The following is a 21,855-nucleotide window of genomic DNA, read 5'->3' on the forward strand; positions in this document are numbered from 1 at the left end:
CAGTATCCGCAATGGCAGGTTCCGCGTTTGCGGCAAATGAACCAGCGAAAACGACTGGTACTTCCGCTCCACTGAAAATAGTGAACACAGATGGTACAGATGCTCTTCTAAAACCGACTTTTAACCTGGAGGAAATGGCAAAAGAGAAAGGCATCTCCGTAGAAGAGTTGATCAAGCAGCTTGAAAAAGAAGGTAAACTGACGAAAGGAGCAGCTACCATCACGAAAGACGGCGATCTGACAACTAGCTTCTCCTTCATGAAATTCGATGCCAACAGCGATAACATTGAGACGATGAACCTGGAAGAAATGGCGAAAGAAAAAGGCATCTCTGTAGAAGAGCTGATCGAGCAGCTTGAAAAAGAAGGAAAACTGACGAAAGCAACAGCTACCAGCAACCCAGACGGCACCATTCAGGGCTTCGCAGTCATTTCTCTCGATCCTGAAAACCAGGACGGCGGAGCATTCATCGCTCTGGACCCTGCTATGAATCTGGAAGAAATGGCGAAAGAAAAAGGCATCTCCGTAGAAGAGTTGATCGAGCAGCTTAAAGAAGATGGCAAGCTGGCAATGTATGCTTCCACGACAACTATCAATCTGGAAGAAGTAGCGAAAGAAAAAGGCATCTCTGTGGAAGAGTTGATCAAGCAGCTTGAAAAAGAAGGCGCGATCGCCACTGGTGAAGCAGCTTCCTTTACTCACCCTGCAATCAGTTTGGAGCAAATGGCAAAAGAGAAAGGAATCACCGTTGACGAATTGATCAAACAGCTCGAAAAAGAAGGCAAGATCACAAAAGGTACAACAGTCTCAGTAGCTGCCATCAAAAAATAAGCGTTGCCTTTCAAGCACACACAATAACCTCTAGCAGGAAACTGCCAGAGGTTTAGTTACGCCCTGCTAAACAACTGAACAAGAACATTTTTTACAAATGATTACAGTCAAAATGATGTCTATCATTGCTATGATAAGTACAAATTGACTTGAGATAGATAGGAGGTGTTTCTTCGTGAAACGAATTCTACTCATCGAGGATGAAATGCCGATCGCCCGACTTGTCCAGGTCTACCTGGAACGGGCGGGCTATGAGGTAAAATGGAATGAGGGTAATCACGAAGCAATCCCGACTTTTTTCTCCTGGAAACCGGATCTTGTCCTGCTTGACCTGATGCTACCCGATCATGACGGCTTGGATATACTCGATAAGATTCGCCAATACGGCAGCTGCCCTGTCATTATCATCACGGCGCGCGGTACCGTACCAGACAAGCTCCAAGGGCTAGCACAAGGTGCAGATGATTACATCGCCAAGCCATTTGATCCAGAAGAAGTGCTCGCCCGTGTACAAGCTGTGCTCCGCCGTTCCTCTTATATCTCCGAAGCAGATACGATCAGACTCGGGACACTTTCCATAGATGTTACTGCCCAGAATGCCTTGATCGGGAAAACACCCCTTGCCTTGATGCCACGGGATTGGCAGCTGCTCGTTTTCCTGGCGCGACATCCGAACCAATGCTTTAGCCGCGATCAATTACTGGATCAAGTGTGGGGAATGGATTTTGAAGGAGGGGATCGTTCTGTGGATACCGCTGTGAAACGTCTGCGTAAAAGCTTGTTGCCTTGGCCGACTTCCGAAGGGGAGATTAGCACGATCAGAGGAATGGGGTACAGCCTACGTGTTTACTAAACAATTCTCTGCCAACAGGACTGCCGTGCCGCTCTTGCGCTACTGGACGTGGCGCTATGCCTTGATTTTATCGATCATTCTTTTTGGTATTGGCTTTTTTGGCATCTATTGGATTAACAAAGCAGCTACAGAACAACAGTTTCAAGTATTGGAAGCAAGAACAGAGTTGCTCGCTGATTCATATACCAAGGTGTTGCTTGCCAAGGACACCTCGACTTCTTCTGTAAAGATAGAGGATTTGGCACAAACAACTGTTGGTTCCAATCAGGCTGTCACTGCTGTGACTGGTCCTGCGTCTCCGGCTATTCCTGACACCGCAACACCCGCAGCCAATACCGCCATGATCGCATTTCGAGTCATGCCGACTGTCCCAATCGATCACGTGGTACAGATTTACGATGATGCGGGCAAGACGTTCAAGAAGGATATGCTGAATCAGACGACGACCGTTACCGTTGCGCAGTTGCCTACTCCTGCCCAGCCTGTGGACAAAACAAAGGAAATACGGGAGGTCGTTGCCACAAAGGGAGCTACCTGGCTGCGTGTAGGTGTCCCTTACTATGAACACAATGCAGTCGCAGGCACTTATTACGTCAGTACCCCCCTTAACAATGATTTGGTTCACACTTATATCACGATCATGGTTTCCATCGGAATCATCACTTTGTGCGGTTGGGCCATCGTCTATGTACTGTCTCGCTCGTTAACACAGCCACTGCGGCAGTTGGCCATAGCGGCAGAGCAAATATCCAGCGGGAATTATACACCTTCTTTGCCCAATTCCTCCAAAATCAAAGAAGCAGAAATCAGTCAGCTGGTTCATTCCTTTGATGAAATGGCGAAACGGCTTGGACAACTAGAGCGGATGCGCACCGACCTTTTGGCTGGTGTTTCCCATGAGCTGCGCACCCCTGTCACCTCGATCCGCGGGATGATTCAAGCGGTCAAAGACGGCGTAGTGAAAGGTGCAGATGCGGATGAATTCATGCAAATCAGCATGGACGAAGCCAAACGACTCCAGACAATGGTCAATGACCTGCTTGATTTTTCATCCATGGAAGCAGGTGAGGTTTTCGTCGAGAAGCAGTCCATTCAGATCGACTGTACCTTGGATCAGATAGTCGCACAGGTGCAAGCCTTGCCCTCATTTGCAGACGTATCTGTGACAGTTAATCCGACTGGACAAGAAATCGTATGGATCGGCGATGAATCACATGTCAAACAAATTTTGCTCAATTTATTGGGGAACAGCACTGCCGCAAATGCAACGCAAATCAAGATCGACGTCCACAACCAAACCAACTTCCTCTCCATCGATGTAACCGACAATGGAAAAGGAATTCCTGAGTCAGAGGTTCCTTTCATTTTCGAACGGTACTATCGTGGGGATAGCAAACGCAAAAAGAAGCAAGGCCTGGGGCTGGGCTTGACGATCTCGCGCCTATTGGCAAAGGCACACGGTGGAAATGTCGAATTGGTTCAGACTTCTCCAGAAGGAACAACCTTTCGTCTTACACTCGCCCATCCAGACTCGTCCGTATGAAAATAAACAAAGAGGAAGCAGCACCGATGAATCGTGCCGCTTCCTCTTTTACGTATGAGCCCCCTCCGGCACATGCGTGCGGATAAGATCCATGAAAATGTCCAATGCTTTGGTATGAAACTCGTCGGATTTCGTGACGAGCGAAAAATCACGAGTAACCGGTGTCCCCGTCACCTTCAATGTACAGAGCGTACCGAGCTTGCGTTCTTTGCGGATGGCCCAATAAGACAGCAAGCTAATTCCCAGGCCAGCCTCCACTGACTCCTTGATCACCTGTGTACTGCCGAACTCCATTCGCTTTTGCGGTGTGAATTGCAGTTGGCGAAACATTTTTTCAGCCGCTTCCCTCGTGCCTGACCCTTCTTCCCGCACAATCCACGTTTCCTTCATTAGTTCGTCAATGCTGACCTCTGTCTGCCCGGCCAATCGATGCTCCGGAGAAGCAATCAAATACATACGATCATCAGCAAACGGCTCCACGCACATTTTTTCGTCCACATACTCCCCCTCAACTATCCCGACGTCGAGTTGTCGCTTCGCCACTAGCTCAGCAATGACTGTGGAATTGTGAATCGTAATCGTGGGGGTAATCAATGGGTAATACTGACGAAGACGCGCAATGACATGAGGCAGCACATACTCTCCGTATGTGTAGCTGGCGCCAATCGTCAAATGCCCGCTTGGTGTATTCATCAAATCATCCACGAGGCTCTGCATCCGCGTGTACAAGCCCAAGATCTCCCGAGCGTGATGATAGACAATCTCCCCCGCTTTATTCAAGCGAACATATTTGTTGCTTCGCTCCAGGAGCTTTGTCCCTATCGTGCGCTCGAGCGCATGAATATACTGACTAACGGCAGGCTGCGTCATATGGAGCTCTTCTGCAGCTCGGGAAAAGTTCTGTCTGTCTGCAACGGTCACGAACACAAGCAAATGCTGATCCAACTGCTTTCACTCTCCCTTCCACCACTAACCATTCATTTCACTTATGATGATCATCGCAATGATTTATTTTTCTTATTATAACAGTTGCCGTATGCTGAGTTTGTAAATCTTTTCGAGGAGTGATGGCAATGGCAACTCCGGTAAAAAGCAGCATGCCATTGAATGAAAGCAATGCCAGTGTACAGCCCGCAAAAAACAACGAAAGCACCCCCGCATCCTTCTCTCTGTGGATAGCTGGAATCGCTTTTACTTTTTTCATCGCCCTGACAGGCTACGGCTTAGCAAAAATACCTGGCTTTCAACAAGTTGGCCCCCTCGCCTGTTCGATCCTGATCGCGGTCGCATACCGGCATTTTCGTGGGTATCCGGAAGCATTGCGATCAGGGATTCAATTTTCCGCCAAACGTTTACTGCGTCTGGCTATTATTTTGTACGGTCTTAAGCTCAATATCGACGTCGTCTTGAATCAAGGTCTCGGGCTTCTCGTCTATGACGCTGGTGTCATTATTTTTGCCATCGCGGTTACGATGCTAATAGCCAAGTGGCTGAAAGCAGACTCTTCCCTCTCCCTCATGCTCGGAGTCGGTACAGGCGTCTGTGGAGCAGCGGCGATTGCAGCCGTCTCCCCGATCATTGCTGCCAAGGATGAAGATACCGCCATTGGAGTAGGAATGATTGCACTCGTCGGAACCTTATTTGCTATTTCCTACACGATCCTGCGTCCATTCCTTCCCCTGTCCGCGGTCGAATACGGCATGTGGTCAGGAATTAGTCTGCATGAGATTGCGCATGTCGCATTGGCTGCTGCACCGGCGGGTCAAGATGGGCTAGCGATTGCACTGCTGGCAAAATTGGGGCGTGTGCTTCTGTTGGTCCCGCTCTGTTTCATCCTGATGATTTGGATGAAACGCTCCGGGAAATTACAAAGTGGCACCAAAATCGAATTTCCTTGGTTCCTGATCGGCTTCCTCGCCATGAGTGTTTTTGGAAGCTACGTTCTCGGCACATACATCCCTGTCTCAGAAGCGTTCCATAATGGTGTCGCCAATGTCACAACCTTTGTGCTCACTATGGCTATGGTCGGACTTGGCCTCAATGTCGATCTGCGAGCACTTCGAACAAAAGCCGCGCGCCCACTGATTGCGATGAGTATTACCTCGATTCTTTTGTCGGTGCTCTCCTTTGTATTGGTCTAAAAAACTGTGGATAACCAAATATACGAGTTCGAATTCGCCGATTTCTTGATGATCGGCGATTTTTTTTGTGGATAAGGACAAAGATTATCCCCATATGTTGATAAAGATGTGTACATCTTTGCCGAGGGGGATCTATATGTCGAGAAAATGGTTGAGGAGACGACCGAACATCTTATTCATCATCGTGGATCAGGAACGATTTCCCCCTGTTTATGAAGAGCCTGCGATACGTGCATGGAGTGAGGATACACTCCACGCTCATGCTTTTTTGCGAGAGCATGGGTTGGAGTTCGAGCGTCATTACGCCGGCTCCACAGGCTGTTGCCCTAGCAGAGCCACTTTGTTCACTGGTCAGTACCCCTCTTTGCACGGCGTCACCCAGACCAGCGGCGTGGCTAAACGATCTCCCGACAGTGACATGTTGTGGCTCGATCGCAATACCGTTCCGACGATGGGGAATTATTTTCGTCAAGCGGGCTATCGGTGTTTCTATAAAGGCAAGTGGCATATATCCGATGCCGACATCTGGGTACCAGGTACCCATTTTCCCACCCCCAGCTACATTCCTGTAACGGGAGTTCCTGATCCCGATAAAGAGCGCTTATACTTGCTTGCTGATCGGCTGGACGGCTATGGCTTTTCCAGTTGGATAGGGCCTGAACCACATGGGATAGCGCCTCATAACTCCGGTTCGTCCGCAGCCATCGGCGTAAATGGTCGTGATGTGGTATACAGTAGCGAAGTCATCAAGCTGCTCCATGCATTAGACCAGGAGAAGCACTCCGTTGAAAACTACCATCCTTGGCTGATCGTGGCGTCTTTCGTCAATCCACATGATATCGCCATCTATGGGGATATCTCTGCGGGCACACCGTTTTTTCGCTTCCATGTGGATAAGTCCGTTCCCACTGTTGCCCCGCCCCCTACTCAGCACGAATCACTTGCGACAAAACCTCGCTGCCAAGCGAGTTATCGGGAGGTATATCCCCAAGCGTTCCAGCCCATTTCGGACCAAACCCATTATCGAAGACTGTACTATCAGCTCCAGAAAAACGCCGATCGGGAAGTCATGCGCGTTCTTGAAGCACTCGTCGCAAGTTCGTTTTATCCCGAAACACTGGTCGTGTTCACATCCGATCACGGGGAATTGTTGGGCGCCCACGGCCTGCATCAAAAATGGTACTGTGCCTATGAAGAGGCGATTCACGTTCCCCTCATTATCCACAACCCACTCCTTTTTCCACACGCAACCTCAACAGAGCTGTTAACCAGTCATGTGGATATTCTTCCGACACTTCTCGGTATGGCTGGAGTAGACACAGACAGACTAGGTGAGGAGCTGACCTTCACACATAGTGAGGTACAACCTCTTGTCGGTCGTGACCTTTCTCCCCTCATCTTGTCTTACGATACGGAATCTATCTCCAGTGAACCGATCTACTTCATGACGGACGACGATGTGACAAAAGGACAGCATCAAGTGAGCGTGCAACACCAACCCTATGACTCTGTCATTCCTCCGAATCGGATAGAAACAGTTCTCGCCTACATGCAATCCGCCGGGCACAGTGCTCTATGGAAATACTCCCGCTATTTTGCTGAGGATGTATACAACCCCACTGTGACTGATTACGAATTGTACAATCTCACGAACGATCCTTTGGAAACACGGAATTTGGTAATCCCCCTCTACAAAACCACACACTCAGAGCGCATCCGCCTGAAAATGGCGCTGCTTTTAGAAGAACAACGAACCCAAAAGCGATTGACCCCCATTTCTTACTCATTCGCACACTTTCTGTCTACGTGAACTTTTCCGGAACAACAGAAAACCCCTCGAATTGAGGGGTTTTTCATCATTTCTTTTCTCTTCACTATTCCTGTTCGGTCAATGCTTTTTCCAATGCTGCCATCGCTTCTTGTTCATCGACACCATCTGTGATCAGGGTAATTTCTTCCCCTTTTCCAATCGCTGCTGCCATAATGCCCATGATGCTCTTGCCATTTACATTTTTCTCATTTTTGATGATTTTAATTTCGCTGGAAAAGGACGTGGCCACCTTCACAAAATTCGCAGCAGGACGTGCATGCAGGCCGTGCGCCAATTGAACCACTAATTTTTTCTCTACCATTCTGATATGCCTCCTTCTCTACACTCTCTCCAGCCATTCCTTCACGAACGCTTCTACTTGCGCAGAAGTGCTCATCTGCAAAATCGTATCAATTTGTTTCGCTGCGTCCTCTACACTCAAACGACTCAGCTGTTGGCGCGCAGGCAAAATGCTCCCTGCACTCATACTAAATTCATCCAGACCCATTCCCAACAAAATCGGGATCGCGATTGGATCGCCCGCCATCTCCCCGCACATGCCTACCCATTTGTTCTGCGCGTGCCCTGCTTTAATGACATTGAGCAGCAAGCGCAAAACGGCAGGGTGATAAGGTTGGTAGAGATAAGCGACCTTCTCGTTCATACGGTCGGCTGCCATTGTGTATTGAATTAAATCATTGGTTCCAATGCTGAAAAAGTCAACTTCTCGTGCAAATTGATCGGCCATCAGTGCCGCTGCAGGGATCTCAATCATGATACCCACTTCGTACTGATCGGATACTACTATTCCGCGATTTACCAAGGATTTTTTCTCATCCTCCAAAATCGCTTTCGCCTGGCGGAACTCCTCCAGTGTCGCAATCATCGGAAACATGATTTTCAAATTGCCGTGTACACTTGCGCGCAGTAGAGCACGCAGCTGCGTACGAAATAGTTCCTGGTTGTCGAGACACAGTCGGATGGCGCGATATCCAAGAAACGGGTTCATTTCTTCTGGCAAAGCCAAGTAAGAGAGATGCTTGTCCCCGCCAATGTCTAATGTGCGAATAACCACTGGGCGGTCGCCCATATGCTCCAGCACATGCTTGTACGCAATGTATTGCTCCTCTTCCGTCGGAAAATCATTGCGTCCCATGTACAGAAACTCCGTGCGGAACAGCCCTACACCTTCAGCACCATTGGCCATTGCCCCAGCGACATCTTCAGGACTTCCGATATTGGCGGCAAGCTCGACATGATGATTGTCCAACGTGACCGTCTTATTGTTCACAAGCTTCGCCAGTTCGGCTTTTTGCGCTTCGTAATCAGCCTGCTTGCGTTTGTAGACAGCGATTTCCTCTTCACTCGGGTCAATAATTGCGATCCCTTCATGCCCATCGAGAATGACGAGTGTCCCGGGCTGAACCGCACGAGTAATCCCTTGTGTTCCGACAACAGCAGGAATCTCCAGAGAACGTGCCATAATCGCAGAATGCGAGGTTCGTCCACCAATGTCCGTGACGAAGCCTTTGACATAGCGACGGTCTAATTGAGCCGTATCGGAAGGCGTCAAATCATCCGCTACAATGATCACTTCTTCTGTCAGCTCACCGAGCCCTGCAAACGGTACCCCGAGCAAGTAAGAAAGTACACGTTTGGTCACGTCACGAATATCTGCTGCTCTCTCCCGCATGTATTCGTTGTCCATTTGCTCGAAAAGTCCGATGAATGCTTGTGCGACATCATTCAAGGCACTTTCAGCGTTTGTCTTTTCGTTTGAGATTTTATCTTTGACGGTATCGACCAGTTCCGGGTCTTCCAAGACGAGCACGTGAGCTTTGAAAATGTCTGCATGATCCGTGCCCATCTCCCGCTCCACTCGCAGAACGATGTCCTCCAAGTCATTTTTCGCTCGAGCCAACGCCTCTTGAAAGCGTTGGATTTCACTCGCCGGATCTTCAATCGCTACGGTATGAATCTGTAAGTCGGGCGTCGTCAGTAAAAACGCCTTACCAATGGCTATACCTGCTGAAGCTTTTACACCTGTGATCTTTTGGGACATCGTAACACCAGCCTCTCTCAATGGCTACCTGACCATTCCTTCAATCTGCGTGCCTGTTCGCGCACGATCTCCTCAAGAGGATGACCTGCCGGAATGCCGGTACAATTGTGTAATGTATTTTCCCATCCAAACTCTTTCAGGCTTGCTTGTATCCGTGCGGACTCCGCATCCTCGGGATAGTCGAATGCCAGTGCCGCTGCAATCGCCAGACCCAAATGCTCTGGATTCATTCCTTTTTCCATGCATTGTAGCGCTGGTCCGACCAAACGATCATGCTGCGACAGCTTGCGGATCGGCGAACGTGCCACCCTGACAATATCGTCAGACAGTAGCGGGTTGGTGTATCTGCCGAGAATTTTTTCTACATACTGCCCATGCACTTGCGGGTCAAATCCGTACTTGGCCGTAAGCAGTGCACCTGTCTCCTGAAGAGCCCCGCGTGTCGCCTGAACAATCCGGTCGTCTCGCATCGCTTCATCAATCGTTTTCATCCCCAACTGATACCCCAGGTACGCGATGACCGCATGACCTGTGTTGACGGTAAACAGTTTTCTTTCGATGTACGGCGCAAGATCCTCCACATAGGTAACGCCCTCTATGCTAGGGACTTCTCCAACTATCTGCGACGAATCTACCACCCATTCGAAAAACGTTTCAACCATAACCAGCAGCTTGTCATCATGCTGCTGCAAAGGAACAATCCGGTCTACCGCTGCATTAGGGAATCCGATCCATTGTGCTGCCTCGGCTCGAACCGATTCCGTCAGATGCTCATACACATGCTCCTTCAGCTTCTCGCTGCCGCCAATCATGTTTTCACATGCAATCACATTGAGTGGCTTCGCATGAACAGAAAGTCTCCGGGTAATGCCGGCTGCGATGGCCCCTGCAATGTGCGGAAGAATGTTGGGACCAACTGCCGTCGTAACCAAATCGGCAGTGGCGATCGCTTCAGCTACCGCCGCTACATCCTGACCATTTATCGCTCGAACTCCTTCCACGACCGACTCCGGTTTTCCTGTTGTTGCTAGTTGCACACGATACAATTTTCGCTCATTCAGCTCATCGACCAAAGCCGCATTGACATCCACAAACGCAATTTCATAGCCAGCCTTTTGCAAAAGTTGTCCGATAAATCCTCGCCCAATGTTACCTGCTCCAAAATGTACAGCTAGCATAGGGGATTACACCTCCTCGGAGAACATCGCGATGATTTCTTGCGCCGAAGCCGCGTTTACAATCCGCTTGACGTTTTCCTCCTCGGAGCAAAGAATCGCGATGTTCGAGAGCACCTCTAGATGCTCGTCTCCAACAGCAGCAATGCCCACCAGCAAATACGCTGTATTTCCTTCTCCAAAATCTACACCCTCCGGCACCTGAATGATGGAAATCCCGGTGGATTGAATCTCTGCCTTGGATTCGTTCGTTCCATGCGGGATGGCTACGCCGCTTCCGATATATGTGGTCGCCAACTGCTCGCGCTCTTGCATTTTCTCTATATACGCCTCCGTTACATGGCCTGCACGCACAAGCAACTCTCCTGCCAGTCTGATCGCTTCTTCTTTATTGGCTACCTTTGCATTCAACATGATTTTTTCTGCTGTCAGTATGTTTTTCATTTTGTTCTCTCCAATCCTATCTTTTTTAGGCAAAACGCATACATTTTGCCTGCTATATAATCAGCAATTTGCTGTGTTTCTCCTGTTTTCAAAACCGCTTGCATTTCTTCTTCAATCAAAAGGGAGCTGATCTCACTAAGTACTTCCAGCCCTTCCTTCGGCACTTCTTTCGGCCCTAACAAGAGCAGAAGCGTGTCAATGGATATCACTTCTTCATCCATCGAGCGAAGAAGGATGGGCTCTCGTAATTGGTGAAACGTAAAAGACGCTTTGTTCACCGCTTCATTTCTTCCGTGAAAAAGGGCCAAGGATGTTCCCGGAATCCCCAAACCGCCGAGCTTTTCCCGCTCGATCAACTGCTTGACTACCGGTTCGACCTCCTCGATCGTTCCACGTTCTTTCAGCCTCTTGCTGATTTGTCCCAAAAGCTGGGCGATGTCCTGATCACAATTCTCCCATTTCATTCCCCATAGCCCATCGTAAAGCTCATTGGCGTACGCAGCGTAGTATTGCATGGCCCTTAATTGTTCGATGGACTGCTGCCCTACGGGAACCAGCTGACTTTTCTCCTGATGGGATCGTTTCTGACTCGTCGTATGCAATTGATATTTAATTTTTTGGATATCGTCTGGCGGAAGCAGCGGACTGACCACGACATATTCCGCTGGATCGATCGGCAATGGAAGGGTGGAAATAATCAAGTCATAATCCGTTGCCGGAACCTCTTCCAGATCGAACATGGACAGATTTTTCAAGCTGACGATCTCCGGTATTTCTTTTTTAATACGCGTTGCCAAAATCTTGGAGGAGCCGATCCCGCTGGAGCATACTACCAATGCCCGGTACCACTGCTGCTCATGGCGCGTTCTCTCCAGGGCCGCACCAAGATGCATCACTAGGTACCCGATTTCTTCATCTGGAACCTGTAGCTCTGGCAAAATCGTATGGACCGCTTCACTTGTTACAGCAAACAGCTCTGGATAGTTTTGTTTGATCTGCTCGAGAATCGGATTGCGAATCTCCATCTTCCGCTGTAATCGGAATAACGCTGGCTCCAAATGCGTCAGCAGACCATGGAACAGCGAGGCGTCATTGCCAAGCGGAAGGTCCAAGCGTTCTTCGCAGGCTTGAATGAAGCGTTTCGTAATGACCATGAGCTCCGTATTTTCCGGCCATACCTGGTCATCCGGAGAATGCCGCAGCTTGGCTCCCCGCAAATGCATCGTAATATAGCCGATCTCATCTGCTGGGATCTCCATTTGGAAAATCTGCTTTAGCCGCTCCATGATGTTGCTGGCTATTTCATACTCGGGTGTTCCAATCAATTCACTGAGGGTATTCTCATCAAAATGAATGCCTTCCCCTTTTTCAATCCGTTCCATGGCCAATGCCAAATGGGTGACCAATCCGAGGTAGGCGCTGTCTGCCAAAGGATAGGGAAGCTCCTCGTCCAGATGGCTCAATGCATTCTCGACCTTGATCAGCTTTTCCCGGTCAATCAAGCCAAGCAGCCGTTCCGAAATCGAATCAATGTCCCTCAGTGCCTTGTTTTGAATATTTTCTTTGATAATCCCAATCAGCTCGTGATCATCCAGATGCTCGGCAATCAGTCTGCTGATAGCCCGCCGCTTGGATGACTCTGTACCTTGCAACTCCACGCCATACCCTCGTTTTCGCAAAAGCGATAGATCGTAACGCGCGAGCATGGTCTCCAAATCATCCAGATCATGACTGATGGTCGCTGTCGTCACTTTCAAATCGATCGCCAACGAAATCAGTTTGACTGGCTCCGATGCCTCCAGGAGCGCACAGAGGATGATTGCCTTTCGTTCCTGCGCGGTGTATTCCTTCGTCATGTGATGCAGGACAGACATTCTGAGTGCACGCTTTTGCTCGTCGGTCCCCACTACTTCAAGCCCTGAGCCTGTTTTTCTGACTAACTCCAGTTCAAATTCGTCAAACAAAGAGGCCAGCGCATCCAATTCCCTGTGAACGGTACGGCCGCTTACACCAATCTGTTCGGCGATTGAACCCACGGTAACTCCTTTTTGTTCCTGCAATAAAATCTCGATAATAGATCGCTGTCGAGAGGATACATGCATGTCTTCGTTCCCTCCTTAACGCCAAAGAGGGAAGACGCTAGCTCTCACTAGCGTTGATTCCCTTTACCCCAGGCGTTTGACCAACTTGTCATACTCGGGACTATTCAAGAAATTTTCAATGGAGATATGCTCCGCAGAAGGCGCTTTGACCTGCGCTCTCTCTGTCAAAGACTTGTGCGTAATGACGATATCAGCGTCACCTGGAATGTCGTTGATCGCTGTATTGATGACCGTAATCTCGGTCAGGCCCGCATCCTTGAACTTTTTACGCAAGGACGCCGCTCCCATCGCACTGGAGCCCATTCCCGCATCGCAAGAGAAGACGACTTTCTTCACGTCTGCAGCAGCTACCTCATGCTTCACTGGAGCTTCTACCGCTTCTTGTTCCTGCGCTTTTTTGCCTTTCATCTCTTGCATTTTTTCTGTGGCTTTTTCCAGTTCATCTTCGTCTGTCTTCGCGCTCATTTTCAAGAGAGCAGATGCAATGAGGAAGGACACGACAGTCGCTGCCAACACACCAGCCAGTACCGGTAGCAATCCACCACGTGGTGCCATTGCAATCAAGGCGAAAATACTACCTGGAGACGGTGGCGCCACCAATCCTGCGCCAAGCAGCGTGAAGGTAAACACACCAGCCATCCCGCCACCAATGGCCGCCAGAATCAGACGCGGATTCATCAGCACGTACGGGAAGTAAATTTCGTGGATACCCCCGAAGAAGTGAATGATGACAGCACCCGGAGCCGATTGCTTGGCACTGCCTCTACCAGCAAGCCAGTATGCCAACAAAATTCCCAGACCTGGTCCCGGATTGGATTCAAGCAGGAAGAAAATCGATTGACCCAACTTCGCCGCTTCATCCAGACCAATCGGACTCAAAATACCGTGGTTAATCGCATTGTTCAGGAACAAGATCTTCGCTGGCTCGATAAAAATGCTGGCAAGCGGCAACAATCCTGCACCCACAATGACTTCTACACCCCCTGCAAGCGCCTTGCTCAAGCCTGCAACGACAGGTCCAATTGCTTGGAAAGCAAAAAGTGTCAGTAACCCGCCAACAATACCCGCGGAAAAGTTATTCACTAACATTTCAAAGCCGGAACGAATTTTTCCTTCGAACAACTGGTCCACTTTTTTCATAACCCAGCCACCCAAAGGACCCATGATCATGGCTCCCAGGAACATCGGGATGTCCGCACCTACGACAACCCCCATCGTAGCGACGGCACCTACGACCCCACCTCGAACATCATGGACCATTTTCCCGCCGGTATAACCGATCAGCAGTGGCAGTAAATACGTAATCATTGGTCCAACCAGTTTGGCCAAATTTTCGTTAGGCAGCCAACCTGTTGGGATAAATAAAGCGGTAATCAACCCCCAAGCGATGAAAGCACCGATATTCGGCATCACCATTGCACTCAGGAATCGTCCAAACTTTTGTACCGAGACCCGTACTCCACCCGAAGCGTTTTTTGTTTCCACACTCTCCATACTGCACCCTCCTTTACCCCTATTTATGAGATGTTGACATGATTGAAAAAGGTAATGTGTACACCTCAAATATAAAGCGTTTTCATAGGAGGTAACAACAAAATCAAAGCGCGAATTTGTCTGACTCGTTGTTGCCAAAACTTAATTGTCCATAGGAAAAAGACCTCTGCCCAGTTGCAGAAGCCTTCTCCTTACAAATTCTCCGATTCAACCTTGATCACTTTTCCGGTCTTCACATCGACATCGATTTCAAACACCTGATTTTGCTCGGTGAGAATGATAATTTCATACGCGAGAACACCTTCGTCTTTTTCCAACTCAACATGGACAACCCGCCCTTTTACTTGCTGCAAGGCGATTCGTATGGCGTCTTCTTTGGTAATGTCTGTTGGCTCGATGATCGCAGAAATTTCCTTCGCTTGATCAAAGGAATGTCCAGATGCATGAACCGACATCCCCCCACCCAATACGGCGAGCCAAATACCAGCCCACTTTCCAATGGCTGTTTTCCTCATGCTTACTCTCTCCCTGCGCGAAAATTCGTGCCAAAACACTCCTAGTTTTTCACGGATTCCCCTAAATATTCGCAGGCAGGTCAACACGAAAAAAAGACCGATGCGCACATGTGCACACCAGTCTTTGCTTGCATTACCGCTCGATTCCTAGCTGCGTGGTGAACGAGATTCGCCACTACGTGGACGGGAGTCGCCACTGCGTGGACGGGAATCACCGCTGCGTGGACGAGATTCGCCACTGCGTGGACGAGATTCACCACTACGTGGACGAGATTCGCCATTGCGTGGGCGAGATGGACGCTTTCCACCAAAACCGGAACCGGAACCAAAGCCACCTTTTCCTTTTGGAGGTAGCTTTTTCTTCCCTACACGAAGAGGAGCCTCTTCCGTCAGGCGAACAGGTGTCGTATCCGGCTCTTTGGTCAACAGCTTGAGAGCTGCGGATACCAGCGTTACGGAATCAACATCCTCCAGCAATTGTTCTGCCAATGTTTTGTAAGCAGACAAATCATCTCTGCCAGACGCTTCCAGGATTTTGTCTACTGTCATTTTTTGTTGACCTTCCATAGCTTCTGCCATCGAAGGAACGGCTTGACGCTCCATGCGACGCTTCGTCGTACGCTCAATCAGACGCAGATGGTCGATTTCACGGGAAGTGACAAACGTGATTGCCAGACCTGTTTTACCAGCACGTCCTGTTCTACCGATACGGTGAACGTAGCTTTCGGAGTCCTGCGGAATGTCGAAGTTGAATACGTGTGTAACACCGCTGATATCCAGACCGCGGGCTGCAACGTCAGTCGCTACCAATACTTCGATTGTACCTTCTTTGAACTTGCGCAGTACGCTGTCGCGTTTTGCCTGGTTCAGGTCTCCGTGGATACCTTCTGCTCCATAACCGCGCTTGGTCAGAGCTTCGGACAGCTCATCCACTCTGCGCTTGGTTCTACCGAATATGATAGCCAGCTCAGGCGAATGAATATCCAGCAAACGGCACAGAACATCGAATTTTTGTCTTTCTGCTACTTCCATATATTGCTGCTCGATGTTTGGTACGGTTACTTCTTTTGCTTTCACTTGAATGATGGTTGGTTCGTTCATGAACTGCTGGGCGATTTCCTGGATCGCTCTTGGCATCGTCGCGGAGAACAGCAGGGTTTGACGACTTTCTGGAACCTCTTTCAAGATTTCCTTAATGTCGTCGATGAAACCCATGTTCAGCATTTCATCCGCTTCGTCCAAAACAACTACCTCGATGGCATCCAGACGAATCGTTCTTCTTCTCATGTGGTCCATGAAACGACCAGGTGTTGCTACGATAATTTGCGGGCGTTTTTTCAACGCTTTGATTTGACGCGTGATGTCTTGACCACCGTAGATTGGCAGGGCAGAGATGTTTTTAAATTGGGCAATTTTATTAATCTCTTCTGCCACCTGAACAGCCAGCTCACGAGTTGGAGTCAATACAACCCCTTGAATATTTCCGTTTGTTTCATCCATGCGTTCAATCAGTGGAATACCGAATGCAGCCGTTTTACCAGTACCTGTTTGTGCCTGACCGATCAGGTCACGACCTTGCAGTGCTACAGGAACCGTTTGATCCTGAATAGCTGTAGCCTCTTCGAAGCCCATGTTGCTCAACGCTCTAACAATGGAGTGATGTAAGCCAAAATCATTAAAAGTCGCCAATGAATGTCAGTCTCCTTTATCAATACCTTCATATATAAAATTCTCATAAAAAAGGGCACTATTCCTTACGATCCGGAACATGCCCTTTTATCCCCGATTGTACGTAGCACCCTAAAGAACATAGCTGTAATCGTACCATGCAATGCCTGAAAAAGCAAACTGCATATATACCCAAATCTCCTAATTTTGTGCTGTGATCGTCTGTAAAAAATAACAAAGCAGCCCAGAATCAGGCTGCTTGTCTGTTATTGGATTATTTTACCCATTTTTTGTAAAGCTCATCAAATTTCCCTTGCAGTTTCATTTCGTCCATCCACACATCCAGATAGTTAGCGAAGATGCTGTCTCCACGTTGGATCATGTACGCTTTTTCGCTCTTCGTGAACGGGTTGTCAGTCAGAGCGGCATACAGGCGGGAATCCGCTTTGGAATATACAATCGCTTCCAGCGTATCCGTGATCATCACATCGTACTTACCGCTTGCTACCAGACCAGGAATGTCGAGGTTGTTTTGTTCAACAGTTACGGTTGCTTTTGTCAGGTGCTCACGAACGAATTTTTCGTTGGTGCCTCCTGGATTCACACCAATGCGCACCTCTGGCTTGTTGATATCTGCTACACTCTTGTACTTGTCCTTGTCTTCTGCACGGATGAGCGGAGCTTTACCGAACATAATATAAGGATCGCTCATGTGTGCTTTTTTCTGGCGGTCTGTGTTGCGCGTAACGCCTCCGACAGCAATATCGAATTTATTTGCCAACATATCGTCCATCAGTGTCGGCCAAGAGGTTTGGACAAAACGCGCCTCTACTCCTAGACTTTTTGCGAATTCTTTCATCGCGTCGATATCGTAACCTTCGAATTCGTTCGTTTTCGGATTCAAATATGTAAACGGTTTGTAGTCACCTGGCGTACCTACGAGGATGTAGCCTCTCGCAATGATTTCGTCCAAACGAGACTCAAACTTCTTCGCTTGCGGTTTTTTAGCAGCTTCAGCAGCTACGGTTGGGACAGGCTTAACCGCTGTTGCGGCAAAAGCACCTGTTCCTCCTGTCATGAGCATAGTTGCAGCGAGTGTGCTCGCCAAGATTGTTTTTGTAAATTTTTTCATCTGGTTTCTCCTCCTGTTGTTGGTAATGAATTTAGTTATTAGAAACAAACTCCATCATCCCCTAATAGCATCCCCCCTTTCAAAGAAGAGGACTTACAACCAGTTGAGCTGCCTCTTACACAGTAAACCTGCCGATTCCTTGCTGTAATTCTTCTGCTACTGCGTTCAAACGCTCGACAGACTGGCCAATTTCCTGGATGGCTTGAAGTTGGTCTTCGGTCGCCCTTGCCACGGTTTGCGCGTCGAGTGAAGCATGTTTTGCGATGTTATGCATTTCATCCACAGAAGCACTCACCTGCTGGGAGCCCGCTGACATTTGTTCAGATGCTGCGGATACTTCCAAAATGTGCGCAGCAACGTTACGGGAAGATTCCAAAATATGCCCAAAGATTTCGCGAACCTCTTCGACCAGTTGAATGCCTTGCTGTGCGTCTTGGTTCCCCTCAGTCATGACCTCTACTGCGTGACGAGTATCCTGCTGGATTTCCCCGATTAGCATCGCGATTTTGGATGCGGATTCTTCGGATTGATTCGCCAGTTTTTTCACCTCTCCGGCAACCACAGCAAACCCACGTCCATGCTCACCGGCACGTGCTGCCTCAATCGAAGCATTCAAGGCAAGCAAATTGATTTGCGAGGTCAACTGACTAATCGTATCGAGAATCCCTTCGATTTCTTTGGAGCGATTGTTGAGCTGCTCGATGGCTACTGTCGCCTTCGAGGTTCCCTCGCCAATGCTTCCCATCTGGCGAACTGCCTGCTCTACCACAGCAGTTCCTTGCTCTGCCTGCTCTGTTGCTACCTGGGCAGCCTCTGAAACATGTGCAGATGTCTCCGCGATTTTCACGATGCCTGCTGCCATGTCATTCATGGACAATGCGACATCCTGCGAGCTGGTGGCCTGCGCCTCTGCTCCCTCAGAAATCTGTGCAATAGACAAGCCGATTTGGTTGATGTTTTCCGTCGCTTGTTTAATGCCTTCGGATACTTCCTGACTAAAACGTTGTACTTGATCAGACGACAGAGATACGTCTTCGATCAAATTTTTCAAGTGCGATACCGTCTGGTTAAAATCACGTGACAGAACTGCAATCTCGTCTTTTCCATCAACCGTTACAGTCTCTTTCAAGTTCCCCTTCGCCACTACATTTACTGCGTGATTCAGACGCTCAATTGGTTTCACCAAGCGTACAGCCAAGAAATAAACGAGGACAACCCCAATCACCAACACGATGAGGGAGATCACCATCAATCGGACTGACAATTGATCGACAGGCGCATGCAGCTCCGCTACAGGTGCAGTGATGTATAGGCCCCAGTTCAAATTGGTAGGAGCATAGGAAGCAAATCTCTCTACATTCTCGTATTTGTATTGGGCGATTCCATGATTCCCTTGCTTGATATCTTCAAAAGCTGTCTGAAGCTCAAGAATACCCATGTCGAGAATCGATTCCTTCAGAATGTACTCGCTTTTCGGATGATAAATAAATGTTCCTGTTTTGCTTACTAAAAAGGCGTAACCAGCTTGGCCAAATTTCTCTTCAGACACCTTTTTTTGGATTTCATTGATAGGAATAGTAGAACCGATATAACCGTATTGACGGTTGTCCTTCATCAATGGAACGACAAGGGTCACGATGTTATTCCCTGTTCGTTTTGAAATGACTGGCTCGGAGACAACAACCTTCCCTTCCCCTTTGCTGGCTTCCTTAATATGCGGGCGATCCGAGATATCGGTCACTTCACCCTTGAAATTGATTACTTTCTTACCGCTTAAATCATGTGAAAAGAAGAACGTCTCAAACTCCGGGTTTTCCTTTTGAGCTTCTTGAATGAGCTTCAGGTCCTGTTCGACATTTTGATCAGCCGACATCAGCCCTCCTACCGCTCTTACAATACTAATTTTTTCTTGAAAGAAACCATCGATACGTATCGAGAGATTGCTAGCTGACAACTCAGCTTCTTTGTCCAGACTGTCTGCCAAAAGATTGGAAGCACTCCAATAGCTTGCACCGCAAACCGTACCCAAACTAATAACCAACAGCAAGCACAAAACGATAATTAGCTTATTCTTCAAACTATTTTTCATACCGAATCACTTCTCCCTTCTGTTTTTTCAACAAAAAAAAGACTGCCCACCGACAGCCCATCATGACTACGGTATGGCAACCCGGCTGTCCTAGCTGCGAAAGTCATTTGACTTTCGTCCTTAGACCCGTGGCTTTGCGTCCCTGCCTTTCAACAGGTTTGCCTTTGTCATTCCTTGTTGTTTTTTCAATGAAAATCCACTTTTTTTCAATCTCACCTTTCATTTCCCATAACTTTTCGCTAATAAACCTCATAATGGAAAAAAAGCTGACAACCTTTTACAGTTGTCAGCTTTTTGTCAAACTTTTTGATTAGCTTAATCCGATTACTTGCCCATCCTCGTCTACATATAACGATTCCGCAGCCGGCTTTTTGGGGAGGCCTGGCATCGTAACCAAGCTTCCAGTCAATGCGACGATAAAACCAGCTCCTGCTGATATACGCACTTCGCTCACTTGGATCGTGAAATCAACAGGTGCCCCCAATAGATCAGCGCGGTCCGTAAAGGAGTACGGTGTTTTCGCCATGCACACAGGCAGATGCGACATGCCCATTTCTTCTGCCTTTTGCATCGTTTTCAATGCAAGCGGCGAAAAGACAACCCCTGATCCACGGTATACTTCTTTCACGACAGTCTCAATCTTGTCTTTAATGCTGAGGTCTTCCTCATACAAGAATCGGAAGGACGAAGGCCGCTCTGCTGCACGCGTCACTTTTTCAGCCAGCTCGACACCGCCAGCTCCGCCTTCTGCCCATACTTTGGAGAGTGCCGCTTCGGCTCCGGCGGCTTGGCATAGCGCAATGACGGCATCAATCTCTGCCTGTGTGTCCGTCGCAAAATGATTGATGGCTACCACTGCTGGCACACCGAACTTCTGCAGGTTTTCCAGATGGCGCTTGACGTTTTCAAAGCCTTTTTCCAGAGCAGACAAGTTCTCCACTGCCAGGTCAGGTACTTTTACCCCGCCATTGAATTTCAACGAGCGAACCGTAATCACCACAACGGCAGCCGATGGAGTCAAGCCTGCTTTTCTGCACTTGATGTCAAAAAACTTCTCTGCCCCCAAGTCGGCACCAAATCCCGCCTCTGTTACGACGTAATCCGCCAGCTTCAAGGCCATCTTGGTCCCGATCACGCTGCTGCACCCATGTGCGATATTGGCAAAAGGTCCGCCGTGAATAATGACCGGAGTTCCCTCGATTGTCTGTACGAGATTGGGCTTAATCGCTTCCTTCAAGAGAACGCACATCGCATCGACCGCGTTGATTTCTTCTGCCCGTACAGGCTGATCATTGAAATCGTAGCCAATGATGATATGGTTCAACCGCTCGCGCAAGTCTGCTAGATTCTCACTCAAGCATAAAATCGCCATGATTTCTGACGCGGTCGTAATCATGAAGCCATCCTCACGCGTCATGCCATTACCGTCACCCAGACCAACAACGATGTTACGCAGTGCGCGGTCGTTCATGTCCATTGCCCGTTTCCAGACGATTTTCTTTGGATTGAGCCCGCGCTGATTGCCATGGAAAATATGATTGTCGATCATCGCTGCCAACAAGTTATGAGCAGCTGTAATCGCATGAATGTCCCCTGTAAAATGCAGGTTAATTTCATCAGCTGGGAGAATTTGTGCTTGGCCGCTTCCCGTTGCGCCTCCTTTGATCCCCATGCAAGGACCCAAGGATGGCTCGCGAAGCGCTGCAATTGTTTTCTTCCCGAGATAATTTAATGATTGTGACAGACCAATCGTCGTGAGTGTCTTCCCTGCTCCCGCCGGATTGGGGTTCATCGCTGTAACAAGAATCAGTTTGCCATCAGGGCGATCCTTCACTTGCTCCCATAGTTCATCTGATAGTTTGGCTTTATACTTTCCGTATAGCTCCAAATGCTGTTCTTCGATACCTGCAATCTTGGCAATTTCAACAATAGACTTCATACTTGCCTCCCTGCCACACCAGAATGTAATGCACCCGTTACCAATCTTCTACATTCTG

17 protein-coding genes and 1 riboswitch are annotated in these 21,855 nt (G+C 48.7%); of the genes, 5 read left to right on the forward strand and 12 right to left on the reverse strand.

The genetic code is table 11. From position 1 onward, the window contains the following. The 3 genes from ACQ5DJ_RS10530 to ACQ5DJ_RS10540 form a co-directional block, all read left to right on the forward strand. Positions 1 to 830, forward strand: an 830-nt coding sequence (locus ACQ5DJ_RS10530) for a hypothetical protein (RefSeq protein ID WP_429842425.1), incomplete at its 5' end; no start/stop codon positions are given. 175 nt (positions 831 to 1,005) lie between these two features. Next, entirely contained in the window at positions 1,006 to 1,683 is a 678-nt protein-coding gene (locus tag ACQ5DJ_RS10535; protein ID WP_429842426.1) for a response regulator transcription factor, read from the forward strand. Then, positions 1,673 to 3,226, forward strand: a complete 1,554-nt coding sequence (locus ACQ5DJ_RS10540; protein ID WP_429842427.1) for a HAMP domain-containing sensor histidine kinase — start codon at positions 1,673 to 1,675, stop codon at positions 3,224 to 3,226. The genes ACQ5DJ_RS10535 and ACQ5DJ_RS10540 overlap by 11 nt, the downstream gene beginning before the upstream one ends. 48 nt (positions 3,227 to 3,274) lie before the next feature. Here ACQ5DJ_RS10540 and ACQ5DJ_RS10545 read toward each other — a convergent pair whose 3' ends face one another. Next, positions 3,275 to 4,171: a LysR family transcriptional regulator gene (locus tag ACQ5DJ_RS10545; protein ID WP_429842428.1), complete on the reverse strand. Its 897-nt coding sequence runs from the start codon at positions 4,169 to 4,171 to the stop codon at positions 3,275 to 3,277. Between the two features lie 128 nt (positions 4,172 to 4,299). On the opposite strand from ACQ5DJ_RS10545, the gene ACQ5DJ_RS10550 reads away from it, so the two are divergent. Next, positions 4,300 to 5,367, forward strand: coding sequence for a YeiH family protein (locus ACQ5DJ_RS10550; protein WP_429842429.1), 1,068 nt, complete (start codon positions 4,300 to 4,302; stop codon positions 5,365 to 5,367). A gap of 136 nt (positions 5,368 to 5,503) precedes the next feature. Continuing rightward, a complete protein-coding gene (locus ACQ5DJ_RS10555; protein ID WP_429842430.1) occupies positions 5,504 to 7,177 on the forward strand; it encodes a sulfatase-like hydrolase/transferase in 1,674 nt (557 codons plus the stop codon). A gap of 64 nt (positions 7,178 to 7,241) precedes the next feature. Here the strand turns inward: ACQ5DJ_RS10555 and ACQ5DJ_RS10560 are convergent, their stop codons facing one another. The 11 genes from ACQ5DJ_RS10560 to ACQ5DJ_RS10610 form a co-directional block, all read right to left on the reverse strand. After that, positions 7,242 to 7,499 (reverse strand): HPr family phosphocarrier protein, encoded by a 258-nt coding sequence (locus tag ACQ5DJ_RS10560; RefSeq protein ID WP_106839562.1) that lies wholly within the window; start codon positions 7,497 to 7,499, stop codon positions 7,242 to 7,244. Positions 7,500 to 7,517: 18 nt separating this feature from the next. Next, entirely contained in the window at positions 7,518 to 9,239 is a 1,722-nt protein-coding gene (gene ptsP, locus ACQ5DJ_RS10565; RefSeq protein WP_429842431.1) for a phosphoenolpyruvate--protein phosphotransferase, read from the reverse strand. Positions 9,240 to 9,256: 17 nt separating this feature from the next. Then, positions 9,257 to 10,417: a mannitol-1-phosphate 5-dehydrogenase gene (locus tag ACQ5DJ_RS10570; protein ID WP_429842432.1), complete on the reverse strand. Its 1,161-nt coding sequence runs from the start codon at positions 10,415 to 10,417 to the stop codon at positions 9,257 to 9,259. A 6-nt stretch (positions 10,418 to 10,423) separates the two neighbouring features. Then, a complete protein-coding gene (locus ACQ5DJ_RS10575; RefSeq protein ID WP_429842433.1) occupies positions 10,424 to 10,858 on the reverse strand; it encodes a PTS sugar transporter subunit IIA in 435 nt (144 codons plus the stop codon). Then, the gene (locus ACQ5DJ_RS10580; RefSeq protein ID WP_429842434.1) at positions 10,855 to 12,960 is read right to left on the reverse strand and encodes a BglG family transcription antiterminator; all 2,106 of its coding nucleotides are present in this window, start codon (positions 12,958 to 12,960) and stop codon (positions 10,855 to 10,857) included. Before ACQ5DJ_RS10580 ends, ACQ5DJ_RS10575 begins: the two co-directional genes overlap by 4 nt. A 63-nt stretch (positions 12,961 to 13,023) precedes the next feature. Then, positions 13,024 to 14,454 carry a PTS mannitol transporter subunit IICB gene (locus ACQ5DJ_RS10585; protein WP_429842435.1) on the reverse strand — a complete coding sequence of 477 codons (1,431 nt, stop codon included), beginning with the start codon at positions 14,452 to 14,454 and terminating at the stop codon, positions 13,024 to 13,026. Between the two features lie 191 nt (positions 14,455 to 14,645). Next, the gene (locus ACQ5DJ_RS10590; protein WP_429842436.1) at positions 14,646 to 14,969 is read right to left on the reverse strand and encodes a PepSY domain-containing protein; all 324 of its coding nucleotides are present in this window, start codon (positions 14,967 to 14,969) and stop codon (positions 14,646 to 14,648) included. A gap of 147 nt (positions 14,970 to 15,116) precedes the next feature. Beyond that, entirely contained in the window at positions 15,117 to 16,658 is a 1,542-nt protein-coding gene (locus ACQ5DJ_RS10595; RefSeq protein WP_429842437.1) for a DEAD/DEAH box helicase, read from the reverse strand. A gap of 253 nt (positions 16,659 to 16,911) precedes the next feature. Continuing rightward, positions 16,912 to 17,769, reverse strand: coding sequence for a transporter substrate-binding domain-containing protein (locus ACQ5DJ_RS10600; RefSeq protein WP_429842438.1), 858 nt, complete (start codon positions 17,767 to 17,769; stop codon positions 16,912 to 16,914). Between the two features lie 115 nt (positions 17,770 to 17,884). Then, positions 17,885 to 19,858: a methyl-accepting chemotaxis protein gene (locus tag ACQ5DJ_RS10605; RefSeq protein WP_429842439.1), complete on the reverse strand. Its 1,974-nt coding sequence runs from the start codon at positions 19,856 to 19,858 to the stop codon at positions 17,885 to 17,887. A gap of 72 nt (positions 19,859 to 19,930) precedes the next feature. Continuing rightward, a riboswitch (cyclic di-GMP riboswitch) is annotated at positions 19,931 to 20,031 on the reverse strand. Positions 20,032 to 20,168: 137 nt separating this feature from the next. Next, positions 20,169 to 21,797, reverse strand: a complete 1,629-nt coding sequence (locus tag ACQ5DJ_RS10610; RefSeq protein ID WP_429842440.1) for a formate--tetrahydrofolate ligase — start codon at positions 21,795 to 21,797, stop codon at positions 20,169 to 20,171. Between the last annotated feature and the right edge of the window lie 58 nt (positions 21,798 to 21,855).

It is taken from the genome of Brevibacillus sp. FIR094 (genome assembly GCF_050477165.1).
In the GTDB taxonomy this organism is placed as follows: Bacteria; Bacillota; Bacilli; order Brevibacillales; family Brevibacillaceae; genus Brevibacillus.